20 protein-coding genes and 1 pseudogene are annotated in these 18,705 nt (G+C 67.2%); 9 read left to right on the top strand and 12 right to left on the bottom strand.

From position 1 onward, the window contains the following. Positions 1–112 precede the first annotated feature (112 nt). The 3 genes from CHC08_RS20605 (at position 113) to CHC08_RS20595 (ending at position 2,122) form a co-directional block, all read left to right on the top strand. Positions 113–1,027 carry an SPFH domain-containing protein gene (locus CHC08_RS20605; protein WP_089208956.1) on the top strand — a complete coding sequence of 305 codons (915 nt, stop codon included), beginning with the start codon at positions 113–115 and terminating at the stop codon, positions 1,025–1,027. Between the two features lie 81 nt (positions 1,028–1,108). Beyond that, entirely contained in the window at positions 1,109–1,864 is a 756-nt protein-coding gene (locus CHC08_RS20600; protein ID WP_089208955.1) for a sulfite exporter TauE/SafE family protein, read from the top strand. 30 nt (positions 1,865–1,894) lie between these two features. Then, complete coding sequence (locus CHC08_RS20595) at positions 1,895–2,122, top strand: hypothetical protein (protein WP_089208954.1); 228 nt, start codon at positions 1,895–1,897, stop codon at positions 2,120–2,122. A gap of 75 nt (positions 2,123–2,197) precedes the next feature. Here CHC08_RS20595 and CHC08_RS20590 read toward each other — a convergent pair whose 3' ends face one another. The 4 genes from CHC08_RS20590 to CHC08_RS20575 form a co-directional block, all read right to left on the bottom strand. After that, the gene (locus CHC08_RS20590; protein WP_245878437.1) at positions 2,198–3,064 is read right to left on the bottom strand and encodes a Rieske (2Fe-2S) protein; all 867 of its coding nucleotides are present in this window, start codon (positions 3,062–3,064) and stop codon (positions 2,198–2,200) included. Between the two features lie 88 nt (positions 3,065–3,152). Next, complete coding sequence (locus CHC08_RS20585) at positions 3,153–3,707, bottom strand: HD domain-containing protein (RefSeq protein WP_239514561.1); 555 nt, start codon at positions 3,705–3,707, stop codon at positions 3,153–3,155. 410 nt (positions 3,708–4,117) lie between these two features. Then, positions 4,118–4,771, bottom strand: coding sequence for a hypothetical protein (locus CHC08_RS20580; protein WP_089208951.1), 654 nt, complete (start codon positions 4,769–4,771; stop codon positions 4,118–4,120). Further along, the gene (locus CHC08_RS20575) at positions 4,758–5,018 is read right to left on the bottom strand and encodes a hypothetical protein (protein ID WP_089208950.1); all 261 of its coding nucleotides are present in this window, start codon (positions 5,016–5,018) and stop codon (positions 4,758–4,760) included. Before CHC08_RS20575 ends, CHC08_RS20580 begins: the two co-directional genes overlap by 14 nt. 467 nt (positions 5,019–5,485) lie before the next feature. Here CHC08_RS20575 and CHC08_RS20570 point away from each other — a divergent pair, with 467 nt between their 5' ends. The 3 genes from CHC08_RS20570 to CHC08_RS20560 all read left to right on the top strand — a co-directional run bounded on the left by CHC08_RS20570 (position 5,486) and on the right by CHC08_RS20560 (position 7,052). Then, complete coding sequence (locus CHC08_RS20570) at positions 5,486–6,343, top strand: helix-turn-helix domain-containing protein (protein ID WP_089209013.1); 858 nt, start codon at positions 5,486–5,488, stop codon at positions 6,341–6,343. 49 nt (positions 6,344–6,392) lie between these two features. Then, positions 6,393–6,599: a DUF397 domain-containing protein gene (locus tag CHC08_RS20565; protein ID WP_089208949.1), complete on the top strand. Its 207-nt coding sequence runs from the start codon at positions 6,393–6,395 to the stop codon at positions 6,597–6,599. 255 nt (positions 6,600–6,854) lie between these two features. After that, positions 6,855–7,052 carry a DUF397 domain-containing protein gene (locus CHC08_RS20560; RefSeq protein WP_089209012.1) on the top strand — a complete coding sequence of 66 codons (198 nt, stop codon included), beginning with the start codon at positions 6,855–6,857 and terminating at the stop codon, positions 7,050–7,052. 118 nt (positions 7,053–7,170) lie between these two features. Here CHC08_RS20560 and CHC08_RS20555 read toward each other — a convergent pair whose 3' ends face one another. Together CHC08_RS20555 and CHC08_RS20550 are read right to left on the bottom strand one after the other, a co-directional pair. Then, positions 7,171–8,625 (bottom strand): catalase, encoded by a 1,455-nt coding sequence (locus CHC08_RS20555; RefSeq protein WP_089208948.1) that lies wholly within the window; start codon positions 8,623–8,625, stop codon positions 7,171–7,173. Between the two features lie 25 nt (positions 8,626–8,650). Beyond that, positions 8,651–9,079 (bottom strand): Fur family transcriptional regulator, encoded by a 429-nt coding sequence (locus CHC08_RS20550; RefSeq protein WP_089208947.1) that lies wholly within the window; start codon positions 9,077–9,079, stop codon positions 8,651–8,653. 125 nt (positions 9,080–9,204) lie between these two features. On the opposite strand from CHC08_RS20550, the gene CHC08_RS20545 reads away from it, so the two are divergent. After that, positions 9,205–10,305, top strand: a complete 1,101-nt coding sequence (locus tag CHC08_RS20545) for a CapA family protein (protein ID WP_089208946.1) — start codon at positions 9,205–9,207, stop codon at positions 10,303–10,305. Between the two features lie 265 nt (positions 10,306–10,570). Further along, positions 10,571–11,209, top strand: coding sequence for a TetR/AcrR family transcriptional regulator (locus CHC08_RS20540; protein WP_089209011.1), 639 nt, complete (start codon positions 10,571–10,573; stop codon positions 11,207–11,209). Here CHC08_RS20540 and CHC08_RS20535 read toward each other — a convergent pair. Continuing rightward, positions 11,185–11,760, bottom strand: coding sequence for a hypothetical protein (locus tag CHC08_RS20535; RefSeq protein WP_143653290.1), 576 nt, complete (start codon positions 11,758–11,760; stop codon positions 11,185–11,187). The two genes, CHC08_RS20540 and CHC08_RS20535, sit on opposite strands and share 25 nt — an antisense overlap. Positions 11,761–11,980: 220 nt before the next feature. Between CHC08_RS20535 and CHC08_RS20530 the strand changes: the two genes are divergently transcribed. After that, positions 11,981–12,469 (top strand): tetratricopeptide repeat protein, encoded by a 489-nt coding sequence (locus CHC08_RS20530; protein WP_245878436.1) that lies wholly within the window; start codon positions 11,981–11,983, stop codon positions 12,467–12,469. Positions 12,470–12,852: 383 nt separating this feature from the next. Here the strand turns inward: CHC08_RS20530 and CHC08_RS20525 are convergent, their stop codons facing one another. From CHC08_RS20525 to grpE, 5 genes and pseudogenes are all read right to left on the bottom strand, one after another. Next, positions 12,853–13,776 carry a hypothetical protein gene (locus CHC08_RS20525; protein WP_089208943.1) on the bottom strand — a complete coding sequence of 308 codons (924 nt, stop codon included), beginning with the start codon at positions 13,774–13,776 and terminating at the stop codon, positions 12,853–12,855. 89 nt (positions 13,777–13,865) lie between these two features. Next, the gene (clpB, locus tag CHC08_RS20520) at positions 13,866–16,448 is read right to left on the bottom strand and encodes an ATP-dependent chaperone ClpB (protein ID WP_089208942.1); all 2,583 of its coding nucleotides are present in this window, start codon (positions 16,446–16,448) and stop codon (positions 13,866–13,868) included. A gap of 147 nt (positions 16,449–16,595) precedes the next feature. Further along, positions 16,596–16,848: pseudogene (locus tag CHC08_RS20515) on the bottom strand (heat shock protein transcriptional repressor HspR); the annotation flags it as partial. A 2-nt stretch (positions 16,849–16,850) separates the two neighbouring features. Beyond that, positions 16,851–18,044 carry a molecular chaperone DnaJ gene (gene dnaJ / locus CHC08_RS20510; RefSeq protein WP_089208940.1) on the bottom strand — a complete coding sequence of 398 codons (1,194 nt, stop codon included), beginning with the start codon at positions 18,042–18,044 and terminating at the stop codon, positions 16,851–16,853. Positions 18,045–18,078: 34 nt separating this feature from the next. Continuing rightward, positions 18,079–18,687 carry a nucleotide exchange factor GrpE gene (grpE, locus tag CHC08_RS20505; RefSeq protein ID WP_089208939.1) on the bottom strand — a complete coding sequence of 203 codons (609 nt, stop codon included), beginning with the start codon at positions 18,685–18,687 and terminating at the stop codon, positions 18,079–18,081. Between the last annotated feature and the right edge of the window lie 18 nt (positions 18,688–18,705).

Genomic DNA, 18,705 nt, shown 5'->3' with positions numbered 1-18,705 from the left:
CTTCAGGCGCCTTTTTCGAGACCATTATGTGGGGTTCGAAGGCCGATAAAGAAAAAATAAAATATCCTTCCGGGACGAGAGACCCAGGTGACTCGACCGTCCGGAGTGGCTCATGGAATCGCTGGTCGCTGCACTCGTCGTCACGGTAATAGCAGTGCTCGCCCTTTTTAGGGCAGTCCGCATTGTTCCGCAGGCCAATGCGGGGATTGTGGAGCGATTCGGCCGTTATCATCGGGCGCTCAGACCCGGGCTGAACCTGGTGGTTCCATTCATCGACCGGATGAAGAAGACGATCGATCTGCGCGAGCAGGTCGTCTCCTTCCCGCCGCAGCCGGTGAGCACCTCGGATAATCTCGTCATCTCCATTGACGCGGTCATCTATTTCCAGGTCGTCGATCCCAGGGCGGCGACCTACGAGATCGCCAACCTCCTGATCGCCGTCGAACAGCTCACCGTGACCACGCTGCGCAACGCGGTCGGCGGCATGGATCTCGAGCGCACGCTGACCTCTCGCGAGGAGATCAACAGCGAGTTACGCGGGGCGATGGACCACGCCACCGGCAAGTGGGGCGTCAGGGTCAACCGCATCGAGCTCAAGGCGGTCGACGTTCCCGTCTCGATCCAGGAGTCGATGGAGAAGCAGATGCGCGCCGACCGGGACAAGCGGGCGGCGGTGCTCTCGGCCGAGGGGCAGAAGCAGGCGGCCATTCTCGTCGCGGAAGGTCAGAAACACGCCGCGGTGCTCAGAGCCCGTGGTGAGGCCGAGGCCCTGGTGCTCAGGGCCCAGGCCGACGCCGAGGCCAGGGCGGTGCGCGCGAAGGGTGAGGCCGAGGCGATCGGCATGCTCTGCCGTGCGATCCACGAGGGCAAGCCGGACCGGGAGTTTCTCGCCTACCAGTATCTGCGGACGCTCCCCGAAATCGCCAAGGGTGACGCCAACAAAGTGTGGATCATGCCGTCGGATATGGGCAGGGTGATCGAGAGCCTGGAGAGCCTGCTCGCCGGTAAGGACACCCCCGCCGCCTGACGGGGCGGGTCCTCCTCCTAGCATCCGGGGAGTGCCGTGCACCGTTCACGGGCGCGAGCCGGACAAGTTGAGGGGGGCGTCATGACGCCGTTGGGGGCCGTTGCGCTCTTTGCTGCCGGAATCTGGGCAGGGGGTATCAACGCCGTCGTCGGCTCGGGGTCGCTGATCACGTTCCCGACGATGCTGGCGTTGGGGTTCCCGCCGGTCGTCGCCAACGTCTGCAACACCATCGGTCTGGTTCCCGGATCACTGACCGGTGCGATCGGTTACCGCGCGGAGCTGAAGGGGCAGCGCGACCGGCTGCTCCGGCTGGGAGTCGCCGCGCTCATCAGCTCGCTGATCGGCGGGATGCTCCTGCTCTACCTTCCGCCGGGGGCCTTCAACGTTGTCGTTCCCGTTCTGATCGGCGTGGCGTGCGTGCTGGTCGTGGTGCAGCCGAGGCTCAACAGGTGGCTGCGCGCCCGGCGGGAGCATCCCCGCCCAGATGGAGGCCCCTGGCTCTGGCTCGGTGTCTTCGGGGCCGGAATCTACGGCGGTTACTTCGGCGCGGCCCAGGGCGTGCTGTTCATCGGGTTGCTGGGCAGTTTCCTCGACGACGGCCTGCAGCGGATCAACGCCGCCAAGAACGTGCTCTCGCTGGTGGTCAACGCGGCCGCCGCGGTGCTGTTCATCATGGTCGCGGAGGTGGACTGGCTGGCGATCCTGATGGTCGCGCTCGGCTCCACGATCGGCGGGTTCCTCGGCGCGAAGGTCGGCCGGAAACTTCCCGCCCCCGTGTTGCGCGGGTTCATCGTCTGCGTCGGCATCGCCGCGATAATCAAACTGGTGTACGGATAAATCTGCAACGTTTTTGGGTATATAGCACATATGAAGGGTGACAAGGTAGAGATTGTCATTGACGCAGGGGACAGCTCACGCACCTACGAAGTCGCCGCCACCAAAGCGGGCCGCCGGGTTGAGGTGACCAACCTTCGCGGTGGTGTGGTGGAGGTGAGCGAGGTCACCCGGAGCGGTACGGCCGTGCGCACCGCCAGGTTCATGTCCAGCAGGGTCCTCGCCCTGGTCGAACACCCGGCCAACGGCAAGTCCGACTGACCGTCCATCCCGCCCAGATCAAGGCCCGGGTGGGATGGAGATCATCCATCCTGCCTGGGTTCCGTCGCACCCAGGTCAGACCTGGGTGGGACGGACCTGGAGGACACCGTCACGGCGGATCCGGGTCTCGAAGGACGGCTGCGGGGCCGTGGCGGGGCCGTGGACGACGGCTCCGTCGGACAACCGGAAGGTGCTTCCGTGCCAGGGGCACACCACGCAGGAGGTGCCCTCCTCGGAGACCAGTTTCCCCTGATGGAGCGGTCCGGCCAGGTGGGAGCAGCCGTCGGCGAGCACGGTGACCGCGTTGCCGATCCGTAGGACGAACAGGTCGATGTAGCCCAGCCTCCGGGCCACCGGGCGTCCGTCGGGAAGGTCGGTGATGTCGCACAGGTCGTGCCAGCCCAGCGGGACCAGGTGGGTGACCGACTCGGCGTGGTTGGCTCCGGCGGCCTGCCGGTAGGCCAGGTGGCCGCCGAGGTAACCTCCCATGCCCGCGGCGCCCAGCCCGGCGAACGACAGCATCCGTCCATGCCGGTCGTGCCCGGCGAGCCGGAACGCCAGCGAACCGGCGTAGAGCCCGAGGGCGACCAGGTTGGCGATCGCGTGCACGAATCCGACCCGCTGCTGCTCCCGGTGGAGCACCGACCAATCGGTGATGCCCGCGACCGCGGCGGGTATCGCGCCGGCGACCCCGCCCGCGAGCAGCATCCGCGCCGCCCGCGGATCGGAGCGGGTCACGTCGAGCACCGCCGTCGCCACCCAGAACCCCAGGCTGACGTTGGCGAGCGGTGGATGGAGGGGTTTGCCGAGGGGAACTCCATGCAGCAGGTCGCGTAGCCCTCCTGGGCCGATTCGCCGGCGCACGGCCTTGGCGAGCAATCGGATCGGCCTGTCAGCCCTGGTCGACCGTTCGATACGGTCGGTGAGGTCGACTGGAGGCACCAGATCTCTGAAGGTCCGGCGTCCTGTTTTGACTGTTTCCTTCACAATCGCCCCCTTCTAACCCATAGGGACCTACCCGGGAACGGCATTATGCACGCGCCAAATGCCCCCGCCTGACGGAGAGGGCAATGATCTCGGTGGCGTAGGCGCCGAGTGTCGCCGATCCCTCCTCGATGATTTTCACCTTCTCAAGCACCTGGTCGGCTGTCACCTTGTAGAGCGACCAGGTACCGCCTTCGTTGTGGTGGTTGGCCATGATCGGCGCGATCCGGTCGAGGGCCTTGGCAAACCGGGCTTCGGGAGTCTTGCGCTCTTCGAACTCGTCCCAGAGCGCGCGCAGCCGCATCGTCTGGTCCTCGGGGAGCAATCCGAAGATCCGGTCGGCGGCCTTGCGTTCGATGCCGAGCTGGGCCTCGACGGCGGAGGCGTCGTAGATGAACGTGTCTCCGGCGTCGATCTCGACGATGTCATGGACGAGCAGCATCGCGATGACTCTGTCCAGGTCGGTGCCCGGCGGGGCATGCTCGGCCAAGACCATCGCCAGCATGCCCACGTACCATGAATGCTCGGCGTCGTTCTCGCGCCGCGACCCGTCCATGAGGGTGTTGCGGCGGACGATGCGTCTGAGCTTGTCGATCTCCATGACGAAGGCGAGCTGAGCGTGCAGACGGTCCTGTGCTGGAGGGGTGGTCACCTGCGCAAGCCTAATGCGCGTCGATCCTCCTTTTCCGAGCGACCATGGGATCATGCGCGACCAAGTGTGACGGGGACCCCGTTGAACACGGCGTTTCCGGAGGAGATATCGAACACCGAATCGTCTGTCAGCGTGTTCGCGTTGATTCCCGCCTGTTTGGCCGCGACCAGCTGAGAGGTCCCGGGGCGCCCCCATCCGTGGGTCGGTCTGACCACTCCCGTGAGCTCACGAGGGTCGCCGCCCAGGACAAGGGGAAGCCCCGGAGTTCGTGCTCCAGGGCTTCGAAACGGATCACGAGATCCGAGGCCGCTCCGTACCGGGCGGGGAGATCGTGGCCGGGCTCCCGTCGTGGGTGAAAGTCATGCGGCCATGGGGAACGCCGTCGTGGCGGGGCGGGTATCGGGCACCTCCTCAAGATCCCGGCCGGAGCGCAGAGACACCCAGTTCGCCTGTCCGTAGAGCCGGTCGAGTCCCAGGGAGAGCCCGGGGGCCGCCTCCCTTCGGATGATCTCGACGGTGATCAGGTGGGCCCACCTGCGGTGCCGCGCGACCTCGGTCCGCCGGGCGTAGCAGGCCGACGAGAGCTCTCCGGAGAAGGCCTCGAAGTCCTCGGCGCAGATCCCGGCCCGGGCCAGGACGAGAGCCTTCTCCCCGAGGGCCGTCGGGGTTATCCACAGGATCAGCGGGAGCCGGCCCGAGCGGGTGTGCATGCCGGTTTCCACGCACGTCTTCTGGATGCGGTGCCGGGAGGCCAGGCACCACATGTGTGCGATCACCCAGTTTCGTCCGAAGCGGGAGGCGGCAGGGGCGCCGACGGTGCCGGTCAGCACCAGGAACGGCCACCAGTCGCCCTTCCCCAGGGAGAAGGCGACGGCGGTCACGGCGGTGACGACGGCGGCCAGCAGGGCGATCTCCGTGCGCCAGCGCCACAGCCGGACCAGAGGGCTCGTCCGGTGGGGCAGCGGCTCGTACGGTCGCTCGTAGCGGTTGTTGCGGAGGTTACGCCACGACATTGCCGCTCACCCCCTCGTCGGGAGTGGGCGTGAGAGCGAGGGCGGGAGCGGCGAGGCGCTCAGCCTTGAGGAGGTCGAAGCGGGGGTCGCGGTAGTGCCGGGCACCGTACCCGGTCCTGGTTACGGTCCAGCCGAGCCGGTGGGCCCATTCATCCTGGTCCATGCAGAGCTCTCGGTCGGAGATGTCGATGAGGTCGAGGATGAAGGCCTTGATTCCGTAGAGTCCCTTGGTAACGTGGAAGTACATAGGAAACTCCCTTCGTGGCTTTGACGCGGAGTTCTTGTGCCAACCGGGTCGGTGGCCGCCGGCCCGGTTTTTCTGTGGCGCCTCATCGGCGCCTTCTGGTGCGCGCGACACTGGGCTGTCGTCGGCCGGCTCTCCTGTTCCCCCTGATGACCTCCCCGCATGACTCCGACATGTGGACGGCGCCGTTGCCGATCAGGCGCGCACCACCCGTAACTCCCGCGCGTGGCCCGCTGAGGGTCTCCCGAAGAGCTCCACCGGATGATCATCGGTGGCTTCCCCGATCTTCTGGGAACCTTCCTGATTTGATAGTCGCTCAGGAGAGATTTCCCTGCAAGACTTGGCGTAAGGAAAGAAGTAATAATCTTTCACACATGCACTGCAATGATCCGTGCAATTTGCACTACTATTCGTTCTGTTCCTGCTGAGGCCATGCCACACGCCTATCCGTCATGGTGAAGGGGGTTGCGATGTCTGAGCGCGGCAGTCCGGCGTTTCGCCGGCGCCGGCTGGGCATGGAGCTGCGTCGGCTCCGCGAAAGCCTGAATCTGACCGGTGACGAGGTGGCCGACCGTCTGCTCTGGTCGACCGCCAAGGTAAGTCGCATCGAGAATGCCAAGACGCTGGCCAGCCAGGTTGACGTTGAGGCACTCGCTGAGCTTTACGGGGTCGAGGAAGACCTTCGGGGGGTTCTTGTCGCGCTGAGACACGACGCCGCCCAGAAGGGCTGGTGGGAGCGATATCGCAATTCCATTCCTGATGACTACACCATGCTCATCGGAATGGAGGCGGAGGCCACTGTGGTGCGAAGCTGGGAACCCCAGATCGTCCCCGGTCTCCTCCAGACGGAGACGTATGCCTGGAGCCTCTCGCTGGCGAGCCAGCATGCCAGCCAGCTTCCGCCGAGCTGGCTTCAGGATCGGATCGAGATACGGACGGAGCGACAGCGCACGCTGCTGTACACGCCCGATCCGCTGACTCACGTGAGCGTCCTCCATGAATCCGTGCTGAGGAACCAGTACGGCGACGCGCGCGTCATGCGCGACCAGCTCATGCATCTGATCGAAGTATCGGAGCTGGAGCACGTGGAGATGAGGATCCTGCCTCAGGTCGTTCCACCGCCGGTATCCACCGGAGCTTTCCTGCATCTGACGTTTCCCGACTTCCCCGACGTCGTCTACGAGGAGTCTCTTCCCGGTGGACGATTGGTGGAAGACGCGGAAACGGTCTACATGTACGAACGCGCCTTCGGACACCTGATGGAACGGGCTCTCGACGAAGCGGCGTCACAAGAACTGATCAAGAAGACAATCAAGCACTGGAGCTAGTGGCGGGTTGCGGCCTGCCGCTGGCCCATCATTTTCGGAAAGATGATTGATGAATATAAATAATCACAATGATGTGATGTGGAAGAAAAGCACGCGAAGCGCTGTCAACGGCAATTGCGTCGAGGTGGCGTCGCTGGGCGAGGGTCGTGTGGGAGTCCGGGACAGTAAGGACTCGTCGGGGCCGGTCCTGGTCTTCACCCCTGAGGAATGGGGCGCTTTCGTCGGGGGGGTGAGAGACGGGGAGTTCGACCTGTGAGAGAAGGGGGCCCCGGCGCTCGCGAAAAAGGACCAGGGCCGCCCCATTTGTGTTGTTGCAACTTCATCATTTTCTGCCCGCTGGACGGATGACGGTCCGCCGGTGGATCAGGGAAGAATCATTGCATGCCGGGGGGCCGTGTCAGGCACAGTGTCCTATCTGGTCATGCCTAATGTCTTGCGTGTTTTCCATCACCCCTTCATCCTTAAGATGCTTTATGTTCTCTCATGGGAGAAGAGGTGAGTTGTGTCCGATATGGACCTATTTGGAGTGGTATGGCGGAAGAGCCAGCGTAGTGCCGCCAATGGGAACTGCGTTGAGGTCGCATGTCTTCCGGAGCGGCGCATCGCGGTCAGGGACAGCAAGGACAGGACCGGGCCGGTTCTGATCTTCGGTGGTTCCGAGTGGGCCGCGTTTGTCGCCGGGGTGAAAGGTGGCGACTTCGATCTCTGATCGGCTGTTTGTCCAAGATGGGGGCTTACCCAATGGCGGGTCAGGCCCCTTTCGTGTGCCTGGAGACAGCCGTACGGCCCGCACCCTGGCGAGATGCGGGCCGTACGAACGGGTGTGACTATTCGGTGGTGACGCCCAGGCCCTGGGCGACGCCCTGGCCGAGGTCCTTGTGGATGTTGGTCCAGTATTCGACGACGTGCTTCTTCATCTCGGCCGTGACCTCCGGTGCGGAGGCGTGGCCGACGACGTTGCTCACCAGGTGGGAGCGGTCGGTCTCGGACAGGACGTTCTCCCACAGGGCGCGAGGCTGGGCGTAGTCGTCGTCCTCGCGGTGCAGGGTGTAGGCGGAGCGAATGATCTCGCCGCTCACCTGGTAGTTCTCACCCTCGAACAGCGACGGGTCGGCGACGGGGCCACCCGCGGTGTTCGGCGCGTAGACCGGGTCGGCGGGGTTGCTGAAGCGCATGGCGCCGTCCTTGTTGTAGCTGTGGATGGGCACCTTCGGGGCGTTGATCGGCAACTGCAGGTAGTTGGCGCCGATGCGGTAGCGGTGGGTGTCGGGGTAGGAGAACAGCCGGCCCTGGAGCATCTTGTCCGGGGACGCGCCGATGCCCGGCACCAGATTGGCGGGCTCGAAGGCGGCCTGCTCCACCTCGGCGAAGTAGTTCGCCGGGTTCCGGTTCAGGGTGAACCTGCCGACCGTGATCTCGGGGTAGTCGGCGTGCGGCCACACCTTGGTCAGGTCGAACGGGTTGAACCGGTAGTCGGCGGCGTCCTCGAACGGCATGACCTGGACGTTCACCGTCCAGGACGGGTGGTTGCCGGTCGCGATCGCGGTGTGCAGGTCACGGAGGTGGTAGTCGGCGTCCTGCGCGATGATGGCGCCGGCCTCGGCGTCGGTGAAGTTTTTGACGCCCTGGTCGGTCCTGAAGTGATATTTGACCCAGAACTTCTCGCCGGCCGCGTTGTACCACAGGAAGGTGTGGGAGCCGAAGCCGTGCATGTGGCGCCAGGACGCCGGGGTGCCGCGGTCGGTCATCAGGAAGGTGACCTGGTGGGCGCTCTCCGGTGAGTTCGTCCAGAAGTCCCACTGCATGTTGTGGTCACGCAGGTTGGTGTCCGCGCGGCGCTTCTGGCTGTGGATGAAGTCCGAGAACTTCTGCGGGTCACGGATGAAGAAGATCGGCGTGTTGTTGCCGACGATGTCGTAGTTGCCCTCGTCGGTGTAGAACTTGATCGCGAAGCCGCGCGGGTCACGCTGGGTGTCGGCGCTGCCGAGCTCACCGGCCACCGTGGAGAAGCGCAGGAAGAGCGGGGTCTCCTTGCCCTTTTGGAACAGGCCGGCCTTGGTGAACTGGCTGACGTCCTCGGTGATCTGAAGGACGCCGTGCGCGCCGCCGCCCTTGGCGTGGACCACGCGCTCGGGCACGCGCTCCCGGTTGAACTGCGCCATCTTCTGGATCAGGTAGTGATCCTGCAGGAGAAGGGGCCCGTTGGGGCCTATGGACTGGGAATGCTCGTCACTCGGTGCGGCGATTCCGGCGTCGGTCGTGGTGGTTGGCCTGGTGCTCATAGATGGGTCCTCCGGGGATTCTTCTTCATCGAGAGTCTTCGGCGTCTTGGGAACGACAGTCCGGGCACATGCCCCAGAAGATGACGTCTGCCTCGTCAACCAGGTATCCGGCATCGGAGGCAGGGTCGAGACAGGGGGCGTGGCCGACGGCGCAGTCGACGTCCGTGACCTTCCCGCACCGGCGGCAGACGAGATGGTGATGGTTGTCACCGACTCGCGCCTCATATCGGGCGGGGCTGCCCGCGGGTTCTATCCGGCGGAGCAGCCCTCCCCGGTGCATCGAGTGCAGGGAGTCATAGACGGCTTGCAGGGAGACCTGACCGACCCGACCTCGCACGCCACGGTAGACGGCCTCCACATCCAGGTGGTCGCCCTCCCGTACGGTTTGCATGATCGCCAACCGGGCAGCGGTCACCCGCAGGCCTGCCTGGCGAAGCCGGTCCTCGTCTTCCATGGGTTACACGCTATGACTTAAACCTGAATCATTCAAGTAAGCGATTCATCCCAGTTTGGAGGAATCGAATCTCGTAGGGCGAGTTATCCCACGGGGTGTTAAGGAGATGGCATCCTCGAATACCGATGGACACGTACCCCGCTCGCCGCCTCGTCGCGGCCACCGCGATCACCCTCTCCGCGATGCTCCTCGTGGCCTGCTCGGCGGCCGAGTCCTCCGTTCCGACGGCCACGCCCGACGTCGCGGAGAAGCCGACCACCTCCACCAAGCCCAAGCCCACGCCCGAGCGCAGGCCGTACACCATCTCCTTCGGCGGTGACGTGCACTTCGAGGGCGTGCTGAGAACCCGGCTGGACGCAGACCCGAAGACCGCGCTCGGCCCGATCGCCAAGGTGCTCAAGGCCTCCGACCTGGCGATGGTCAACCTGGAGACCGCGATCACCACCGGCGGCACCCCCGCCCCCGGCAAGCAGTTCACCTTCCGGGCCCCCGCGGCCGCGCTGACCGCGCTGAAGGCGTCCGGGGTGGACGTCGCGTCCATGGCCAACAACCACGGCATGGACTACATGCAGAGTGGACTGGCCGACTCCCTGGCCGCCGTCAAGCGCTCGAAGTTCCCCATCGTGGGAGTGGGGAAGAACGAGACCGAGGCGTACAAACCCTGGCGTACGACGGTGAACGGCAACCGGGTCGCCATCATCGGCGCGACCCAGGTGCTGGACGCCGAGTTCATCAACGCGTGGACGGCGACCGACAGCCAGGGCGGCCTGGCGTCGGCCAAGAACGAGCCGCGGCTGATCCAGGAGGTGCGCAAGGCGCGCAAGAACTCCGACACGGTGATCGTCCACCTGCACTGGGGCACCGAGCTGCAGAAGTGCCCGAACGAGGCCCAGCTCAGCCTGGCCCCCAAGCTGGTCGCGGCCGGGGCGGACGTCGTGGTGGGCGGTCACGCGCACATCCTGCTCGGGAGCGGTTATCTGAAGAACAGCTACGTCAGTTACGGCCTGGGCAACTTCGTCTTCTACAACTGGGGTCCGGACACGGGCAGGACCGGCGTGCTCACCCTGACCATCAACGGGCGCAAGGTGCTCAAGGACCAGTGGACCCCCGCCTCCATCCAGGGCGGCGTGCCGGTCCCGATCACCGGAGCCGGCAGGCAGCAGGCCGTCAACGGCTGGAAGGCGCTGCGCGACTGCGCGGGCCTGACCGCCAAGCCCGGCTCGTGAGGTGTCCCAGACCTTGACCGGGTTGTTCCGAAGAAACCGGGTTGTTCCGAAGAAGCAGGTGACGTTCCCGGTCGTGGGAAACCCTCCTGCGCGCGGGCCGTTGGTCTGCGAGCCGCGACTGTCACACCGCCGACAGGGAAACCCTCCTGTGCGCGGGGTCGTCGGCCGAATTTCATTCGGCTTCCGTGAGGGGGAGAAATCTTGCGATTGACGAATAAGACCTGACCTGGAGGGGCGAGAGAGGCAAGATGGTGGAGTGTCCATCATGCCTGCCGAGGAGCCCGGTGAAGCTCCGCTGCGGCGCCAGCCCACCCAAAGACGGAGCGCACGACGCGTCGAGAGAATGCTCGACGCGTGTGCCGATCTGTTGGACGAGGTCGGCTACGACGCGCTGTCCACCACCCGGATCGCCGAACGCGCCGGAGTCGCGATCGGCTCGGTCTACCAGTTCTTCCCCGACAAAAGGGCCGTCATCCAGGCGGTGACCCGGCGCCAGGTGGAGCGGCTCATCTCCCGGATCGGGAGGCGCTTCCTGTCGGAGGACTACGCCGGCTGGTGGGACGCGGTCGACGCGATCATCGATGAATACGTGGAGATGCACAGGACCGTCCCGGGTTTCCGATCCCTGCACTTCGGTGACGTGGTCGATCTGAACCTGCTCGACGCGGTGTCGGACAACAACACGGTGATCGCCGGACGGCTGCGCGGCCTCCTTCTCCAGGAGTACGGCCTGGCGGACAGCGAAAAGATCGACCTGGCCGTCCTGGTCGCCGTCGAGGCCGGAGACGCGGTGCTCAAGCTCGCCTTCCGTCATGATCCGAAAGGTGCCCCGGAGATCGTGGCCGAGGCCAAGCGTCTGATCCGGGGATATCTGAACCGTCAGTTCGCGGGTTCGTCGGGGTGAGGTGATTCGGGGGACGGGCTCTCCTGCTGGGCTCTCCGGTAGTGCTCCGGTGGCGAGATCTCCTCGGTGGAGGTGCTCAGCCCGGGGACGGCGAGCCTCTCCCGGTGTTCGCGGTTCTTCCGTCTGCGCTCGAGCTCGGCCAGCCGGCGCCCCTCCTTGACGATCTCCCTGCTGAGACTCGCCTCAAGGAGTCTTTCCCCGCGGAGCCTCTCCTGGAGAGACCTCTCCGCCTCGTGTTTCATCGGCCCGGGGACGATCGCGGTGGGCTTGGGCGGCTGTTTCCTCCGCTCCTGGTCGGAGCGGCCCATGGCCTCGCAGGGCGTCGGGGCGGGTTCGGCGGTGATCCGGGACCGCCGAGCCTGGCGGACCAGCTCGATCTCCTCGGCCAGCGCGTCGTGCCGCTCCTCCCGGAGCCGGTTCTCCAGGGAAAGCAGTTCGCTACGGGCCTGCTCGACGGCGTCCATCCTGGCGGACAGGTATCCGGCGGACCCCGGAACGATCACGGAAACGGCCACCAGGAATGTCAGAGTGAAGGTCGTCTGCTTGGACATGCCCATCGCAGCCCTCCCAACGAGGTCACTCCACTACCAGGAGTCGCGGCTCATATGCCCGTTTTGCTGGAGGGACACGCGCACTGTGACCACTCGTTTACCTAAGGTCATGTGACCAATACCTGCCGTTGTCCGGACGAAATCGAGCGCCGCTCGGTACTCTCGCGATGTGGCGCATGTGACACGTGAGCAACTTGATCGACTGCTAGAGCAGACCCTTTTGGCCGACGATCACGAAGACCTGGCCCGGCGGCTTGAAGCCCTGGTAGAGGCATACGTGACCGGTGACATATCGCGGTCGGCGATCCTCCTGCTGGCGGCGGAGGAGTGGCGGCAGGCCGGACAGCCCGCCAACGCTCTCGACTGTTTCCAGAGGGCGGTGGACGACGGGGGCGAGGTGAGCATCGACCCCCGGGCCGGAATTGCGGACACCCTCTTCGAGCTCGAACAGCAGGATGAGGCGCGGGAGGTGATCGAGGCGATACGGGCCGACGGCGGGGTCACCCCCGCCACCGCGCTCACGCTCGCCGAGACCCTTGTCGCCTACGGAGACCTGCGAGAGGCCCATCGCTGGGCCACGGAGGGAGCCCATGAGGCCGTGGAGGGCAGCGGGGAGCACATCGCACTGCTCAGGACCCGCTATCGGATCCGGGTGGATCTGGGCCTTCCTGAAGACGAGCTCGACGCCTTGCTGGACACGTCGCACTGAGTCTTGCTGGACACGTCGCACTGAGTGTCGAGCCGGCCTCTCGCCTGACTCGCCGCGCCGATGGAGCAGCCGCGTCGGGGTGACGGGACGGGCGCGGTGCCGTCATGGCCGGAGGCGGTCGCCGCGGCCGGCCCTTCGCCCGACCGTGGCGTCGTGGCCTGCCCACCGTGGTGACGGGCGCGATGCCGGTCGGGACGGTCGCGCTGTGATGGCGCGGTCGGTCCTTCGCCTGGTTGCCCGCCGCGCCGGTGCGGCCGGCCCGCCGTGGTGACGAGGCGAACCCGCCGTGCGACGTGGTCGAGATGCAGCGTAAGCGGAGAAGGGCCGTGATCCGGGGAGCCCCCCCGGATCACGGCCCTTCCCACGGGTGATCCAGCCGGCGGCTAGCGGAGTCCGAGATCGGTGGACACCGCGTCCAGGACCGGGTGCTCAGAGGTCCGCTCCGGGCCCTCCTGCGGGGCGACCGCCGCGCCTTCCAGAGGGGTGACCTCCGTGCCCTCCTGCGGAGTGGCACCGCCCGCGGGGGCCTCGGGCGCGGCCGGGACCTCCAGCTGGATCGTGCCGGGCAGGTTCGTGTCGGCGCCGGGCAGATCCGTGCCGGGCAGGTTCTCGGCGGGAAGGTCCGTACCGGGGAGGTTCGTACCGGGCGGGTTCGCGGGCGTGCCGGGAAGGTCCGTGCCGGACAGACTCGCGCCGGGCAGGCCCGTGCCGGGCGGGTTCCCCGTGCCGACCTCCACCGGGATCGGTCCCGGCAGCGGCACGTCACCGGTCGGCGCGCCGTTCGGTCCGGGGAGGTCATGGATCCGGGAGACCCGGAACCGGGACCCGTCCAGTCCGGTGCCGGGCCCGCTCGGTGCGCCCGGCAGGCCGGGCAGATCCGGGGTGGTGGACATGGTGTCGACCCACGGGGAACCGGTGGTGTACGGCTGGCCGAAGGGCGAGGACTGGAAGGAGGCGTCCCCGGCGTCGGTGAAGCTGACCGCTCCGGAGGCCCAGGAGAGGCCGGGCAGACCCGCGGCCCGGGCGAACCGGTCCACGGGCCTCTGCGCCCCGGCACCGGCGAAGGTCATCGTCCCGTCGCCGGCCGGGGTCATCGTCTCGCCGGTCGTGATGACCCCGATCTCGTCGCAGACCCCGGCTGTGTATCCGGGGTGTCCCGGGTATCCCGGCGTCACCACGTTCACCACATCCCGGCCCTGGCAGGGCGTGACCCCCGCCGAGGCCGGAGCGGTCACCGTCCAGCTCACACTGGCCGTGAGCGCCGCCACCGCGAGGATCCCCCGGATGTTCCGTGATGCGTTCGACATGCGCGTTTCCCTGTTCGTTTTCGGTAATCGGATGAGTGCCGAACGTAACAGTGGGGTCTTGACCAGGGATCCGTTTGGACCAACGATGGTTAAGCCATTACCGGGCCGATCGCCAGGGTGTCGTTCGCCTCGTCGAGGTCGACGAGGACCTGATCCCCGTCATGGACCTCGCCGGAGAGCACCTGCTTGGCCAGCTTGTCGCCGATCGCCGACTGGATGAGACGGCGGAGCGGGCGCGCGCCGTACAGCGGGTCGTAGCCGGTCAGAGCCAGCCAGTCGCGCGCCGCCGGGGTCACGGTCAGGGTGAGCCGCCGATCGGCCAGCCGCCCGGCCAGGTGCGCCACCTGAAGATCCACGATCCTGGACAGCTCCTCCGTGCCGAGCGCGTCGAACAGGATCACGTCGTCGAGCCGGTTGAGGAACTCGGGCTTGAAGGCGTTTCTCACCGCGTCCATCACGGATTTCCGCTGGGTCTCCTTGTCCAGCTGCGGGTCCACGAGGAACTGCGAGCCGATGTTGGAGGTGAGGACCAGGATCACGTTGCGGAAGTCGACGGTCCTGCCCTGCCCGTCGGTGAGCCGTCCGTCGTCGAGGACCTGGAGCAGGACGTCGAAGACCTCGGGGTGGGCCTTCTCGACCTCGTCCAGCAACACCACGGTGTACGGCCTGCGCCGCACGGCCTCGGTGAGCTGGCCGCCCTCCTCGTAACCCACGTAGCCGGGCGGGGCTCCGACAAGGCGCGCGACGCTGTGCTTCTCGCCGTACTCGCTCATGTCGATGCGGACCATCGCCCGCTCGTCGTCGAACAGGAAGTCCGCCAGAGCCTTGGCCAGCTCGGTCTTGCCGACGCCCGTCGGACCGAGGAACAGGAAGCTGCCGGTCGGCCGGTCGGGGTCGGAGATGCCCGCGCGTGCCCGCCGTACGGCGTCGGAGACCGCCTGGACGGCCCGCTTCTGGCCGATCAGCCGCTTGCCGAGCTCCTCCTCCATGCGGAGCAGCTTGCTGGTCTCGCCTTCGAGCAGGCGGCCCGCGGGGATGCCGGTCCACGAGGAGATGACCTGGGCGATGTCGTCGGAGCCGACCTCCTCCTTGACCATCGGGTTCTCGGGCTGGGCGGCCGCGCTGGCCGCGGCGAGCTCGGCCTCCAGCTTGGGCACGTCGGCGTACATCAGCCGGGAGGCGGCCTCGAAGTCACCGTCGCGCTGCGCCCGCTCGGCGGCGCCGCGCACCTCGTCGATCTGCTTCTTGAGGTCACCGAGCCGGTTGAGCCCGGCCTTCTCCCGCTCCCAGCGGCCGACCAGGCCGTTGAGATCCTCCTGGCGGTCGGCGAGCTCCCTGCGGAGCCGCTCCCGCCGCTGAACGCTGCTCTCGTCGGTCTCCTTGGAGAGCGCGAGCTCCTCCATCTTCATCCGGTCCACGTTCCGCTGGAGCTGGTCGATCTCCACGGGACGGGAGTCGATCTCCATGCGGAGCCGGGAGGCGGCCTCGTCGATGAGGTCGATCGCCTTGTCCGGGAGGAACCTGGAGGTGATGTAGCGGTCGGAGAGGGAGGCGGCGGCCACGAGCGCGCCGTCGGCGATCTGGACCTGGTGGTGCGCCTCGTAGCGGCCCTTGAGGCCGCGCAGGATGGCGATGGTGTCCTCGACGTTGGGCTCGCCCACGTAGATCTGCTGGAAACGCCGCTCCAGCGCGGGGTCCTTCTCGATGCGCTCGCGGTATTCGTCGAGCGTCGTCGCGCCGATCATCCGCAGCTCGCCCCGGGACAGCATGGGCTTGAGCATGTTGCCCGCGTCCATCGAGCCCTCGGCGGCGCCCGCGCCGACCATGGTGTGCAGCTCGTCGATGAAGGTGACGATCTGGCCGTCGCTCTCCTTGATCTCGCTGAGCACGGCCTTGAGCCGCTCCTCGAACTCGCCCCGGTATTTGGCGCCGGCGACCATCGAGCCCAGGTCCAGGGCGATCAGGCGCTTGTCGCGCAGGCTGGAGGGCACGTCACCCGCGATGATCCGCTGGGCCAGCCCCTCCACGACGGCGGTCTTGCCGACGCCGGGCTCGCCGATGAGCACCGGGTTGTTCTTGGTTCTGCGGCTGAGCACCTGGATGACCCGCCGGATCTCCGAGTCGCGCCCGATCACGGGGTCGAGCTTGCCCGCCCTGGCCCGCTCGGTCAGGTCGATGCCGTACTTCTCCAGCGCCTGGTAGGTGTCCTCGGGCGTCGCGGTGGTCACCCTGGCGTGCCCGCGCACCTGCTCGAAGGCGTCCAGCAGCGTGTTGGGGGTGGCTCCGTGCGACTTGAGCAGCTGGGCGATCGGGCCGCCGTCGGCGGCGAGGCCGACCAGCAGGTGCTCGGTCGAGACGTAGTCGTCCTCAAGCTGGAGGGCGCGCTGGGCCGCGGTGTTCAGCACGGTGAGCAGCTGCCGGGAGCTCGACGGGGCGCTGACCGTGGAGCCCTGCGCCTTGGGCAGGGCCGCGAGCCGCTCCTCGGCCTCGGTGCGGAGCTTCTTCCAGTCGGCGCCCACGGCCTCCAGCAGAGGTACGGCCGTGCCGCCGGTCTGAGCCAGCAGTGAGGTGAAGAGGTGGGCCGGGGCGACCTCCGGGTTACCCTCGGCGGCGGCCCGGCGGATGGCGGACGAGACCGCTTCCTGGCTCTTCTGCGTGAGCTTGTAGTCCATGCTTGTGTGCCTCGCTCCGTTTGGCGGTAAGCCCCCCCGGGACCTCGTGGAGTCAGGCGGGTGGCAGTTGGTACTGGATCAGGGCGCGGATCATGGTCATCTCCGCGCGCAGACGGTGGTTCTCGTCGCGCAGGCGCAGCGCCTCGGTCTCCAGCGACAGGATCCGCTTGATGCCCGCGAGGTTGATGCCCTCCTCCTGGGAGAGCCTCTGGACCTCGCGGAGCATCACGATGTCGCGGGTGGAGTAGAGGCGCCCGCGACCCGCGGTCCGGCCCGGACTGACCAGGCCGAGACGGTCGTACTGGCGCAGGGTCTGCGGATGCAGACCCGACAGCTGGGCGGCCACCGAGATCACGTAGACGGGTGTGTCGTCTGAGAGATCGAAATAGTTGGCTTCCATGGCTACTCGCCTCTGGCCTGTTGGATCAGCTCGGCCCTCGGGTCACCACCCGCCGTGGCGTCGCGGAACTCCTCCAGGGCGCCACGCGCCTTGTCCTCCAGCTGCTGCGGCACCAGAACCTCGACCGTGGCGAGCAGGTCGCCCTTGGTGCCGTCCTTGCGGGCCACGCCCCTGCCCCGCACCCGGAAGGTGCGGCCGTTGGGGGTGCCCTCGGGGATGCGCAGCGTGACCGGCAGCCCCTTGAGGATCGGCACCTTGATCTCGGCGCCGAGCGCGGCCTCGGTGAAGGTGACCGGCACGGTGATCGTGAGGTTCTCACCCGTCCTGCCGAACACCGGGTGCGGCTTGACATGGATCAGGACGTACAGGTCACCGGCCGGGCCGCCGTTCTCGCCGGGAGCGCCCTTGGCCTTGATCTTGATGCGCTGGCCGTCGCCGACCCCCGCCGGGATGCGCGCCTGGATCGTGCGGGTGCTCTTGCCCCGCCCGCTTCCCTCGCACACCGGGCACGGGTCGTCCACCAGCAGGCCGCGGCCCTTGCAGTCGCGGCACGGCTCGGAGAAGGCGAAGTTGCCCAGGTTCCGGCTGGCCGCGCCGGTGCCGTCACAGGTCGGGCAGACCCGCGGGGTGGTCCCGGCCTTGGCGCCGGTGCCGCCGCACGCCGTACACGCGGAGGAACTGGTGAGGCGGAGCGACACCGTGGCGCCCTCGACCGCCTCACCGAAGGAGAGCGTGACCTCGGACTCGATGTCCTGGCCGCGCCGCGCCCTGGTGGTCGTTCCGCCGGCACGGGTGGTGCCGCCCCGGTTGAAGAGGCCGCCGAAGATGTCGCCGATGCGCTCTCCGGTGCCGCTCTGCTGCTGGTGCGTGCCGCCGAACAGGTCCCCCAGGTCGAAGGGGAACCCGCCGCGGGGAGCGCCGGCGCCCCCCGCGTAACCCCCGACTCCCGATCCGAACAGCGTCCGCGCCTCGTCGTACTCCTTGCGGCGCTTGGTGTCGGACAGGATGTCGTAGGCTTCGGAGACCTCCTTGAACTTGGCGGTGCTCTCCGAGGCCGCCGAACTCCCGGGATTGGCGTCCGGATGGTACTGCCTGGCCAGTTTCCGGTAGGCCTTCTTGATCTCATCCGCGGTGGCGGTCTTGGGCACACCAAGGACGGCGTAGTAGTCCTTCTCCAGGTAGTCCTTGGTGCTCATCCGCGTTCCTTCTCAGAGATCAAATACGGGGGTGTCAGTTGTCGCCCGCGACGGGCTCTTCGGGCTCGGCGACCGCGACCCGCGCGGGGCGGAGCACGCGCTCGCCGATCCGGTAACCGGGCTGCAGGATCTCCACACAGGTCGGCTCGGTGACGTCGGGGGAGTAGCTGTGGATCAGCGCCTCGTGCACCGTCGGGTCGAAGGGCTCGCCCTTGGTGCCGAAGGTCGTCAATCCCAGCTTCCCGGTGGCCGCCTCCAGGGACTCGCTCACCTTGGCGAAGCCGCCGGTGAGCTCTCCGTGGTCACGGGCACGGCCGATGTCGTCGAGGACCGGAAGCAGCTCGACCAGGGCGCCGGCCACCGCCTGCTCCCTGACGGCCGCCCGGTCACGCTCCACCCGCTTGCGGTAGTTGGAATACTCCGCCTGGAGACGCTGCAGGTCCGCGGTGCGCTCGGCGAGCTGGGTGGCCAGCTCGATCGAGGCCAGGTTGTCGGCCAGGGAGGGCCGGTCGGCCTGCTCCCCGGCCTGCTCGGACGTCTCGTCCGCCGGCTTCGGCTGACGCGCCTGCCCCGTCTCCGGGTCGATCTTGCGGTTGTCGCGGATAACCGGCTCCTCCTCGGAACCGTTCTCGCGCGTGCTCACGCTCTTGCTCCCCTCGGC

This window comes from Streptosporangium subroseum (assembly GCF_900188345.1).
GTDB classification, from domain to species: Bacteria; Actinomycetota; Actinomycetes; order Streptosporangiales; family Streptosporangiaceae; genus Streptosporangium; species Streptosporangium subroseum.
Note: the sequence above shows the minus strand (reverse complement) of the source record. Positions and strands in the feature narration are given on the sequence as shown.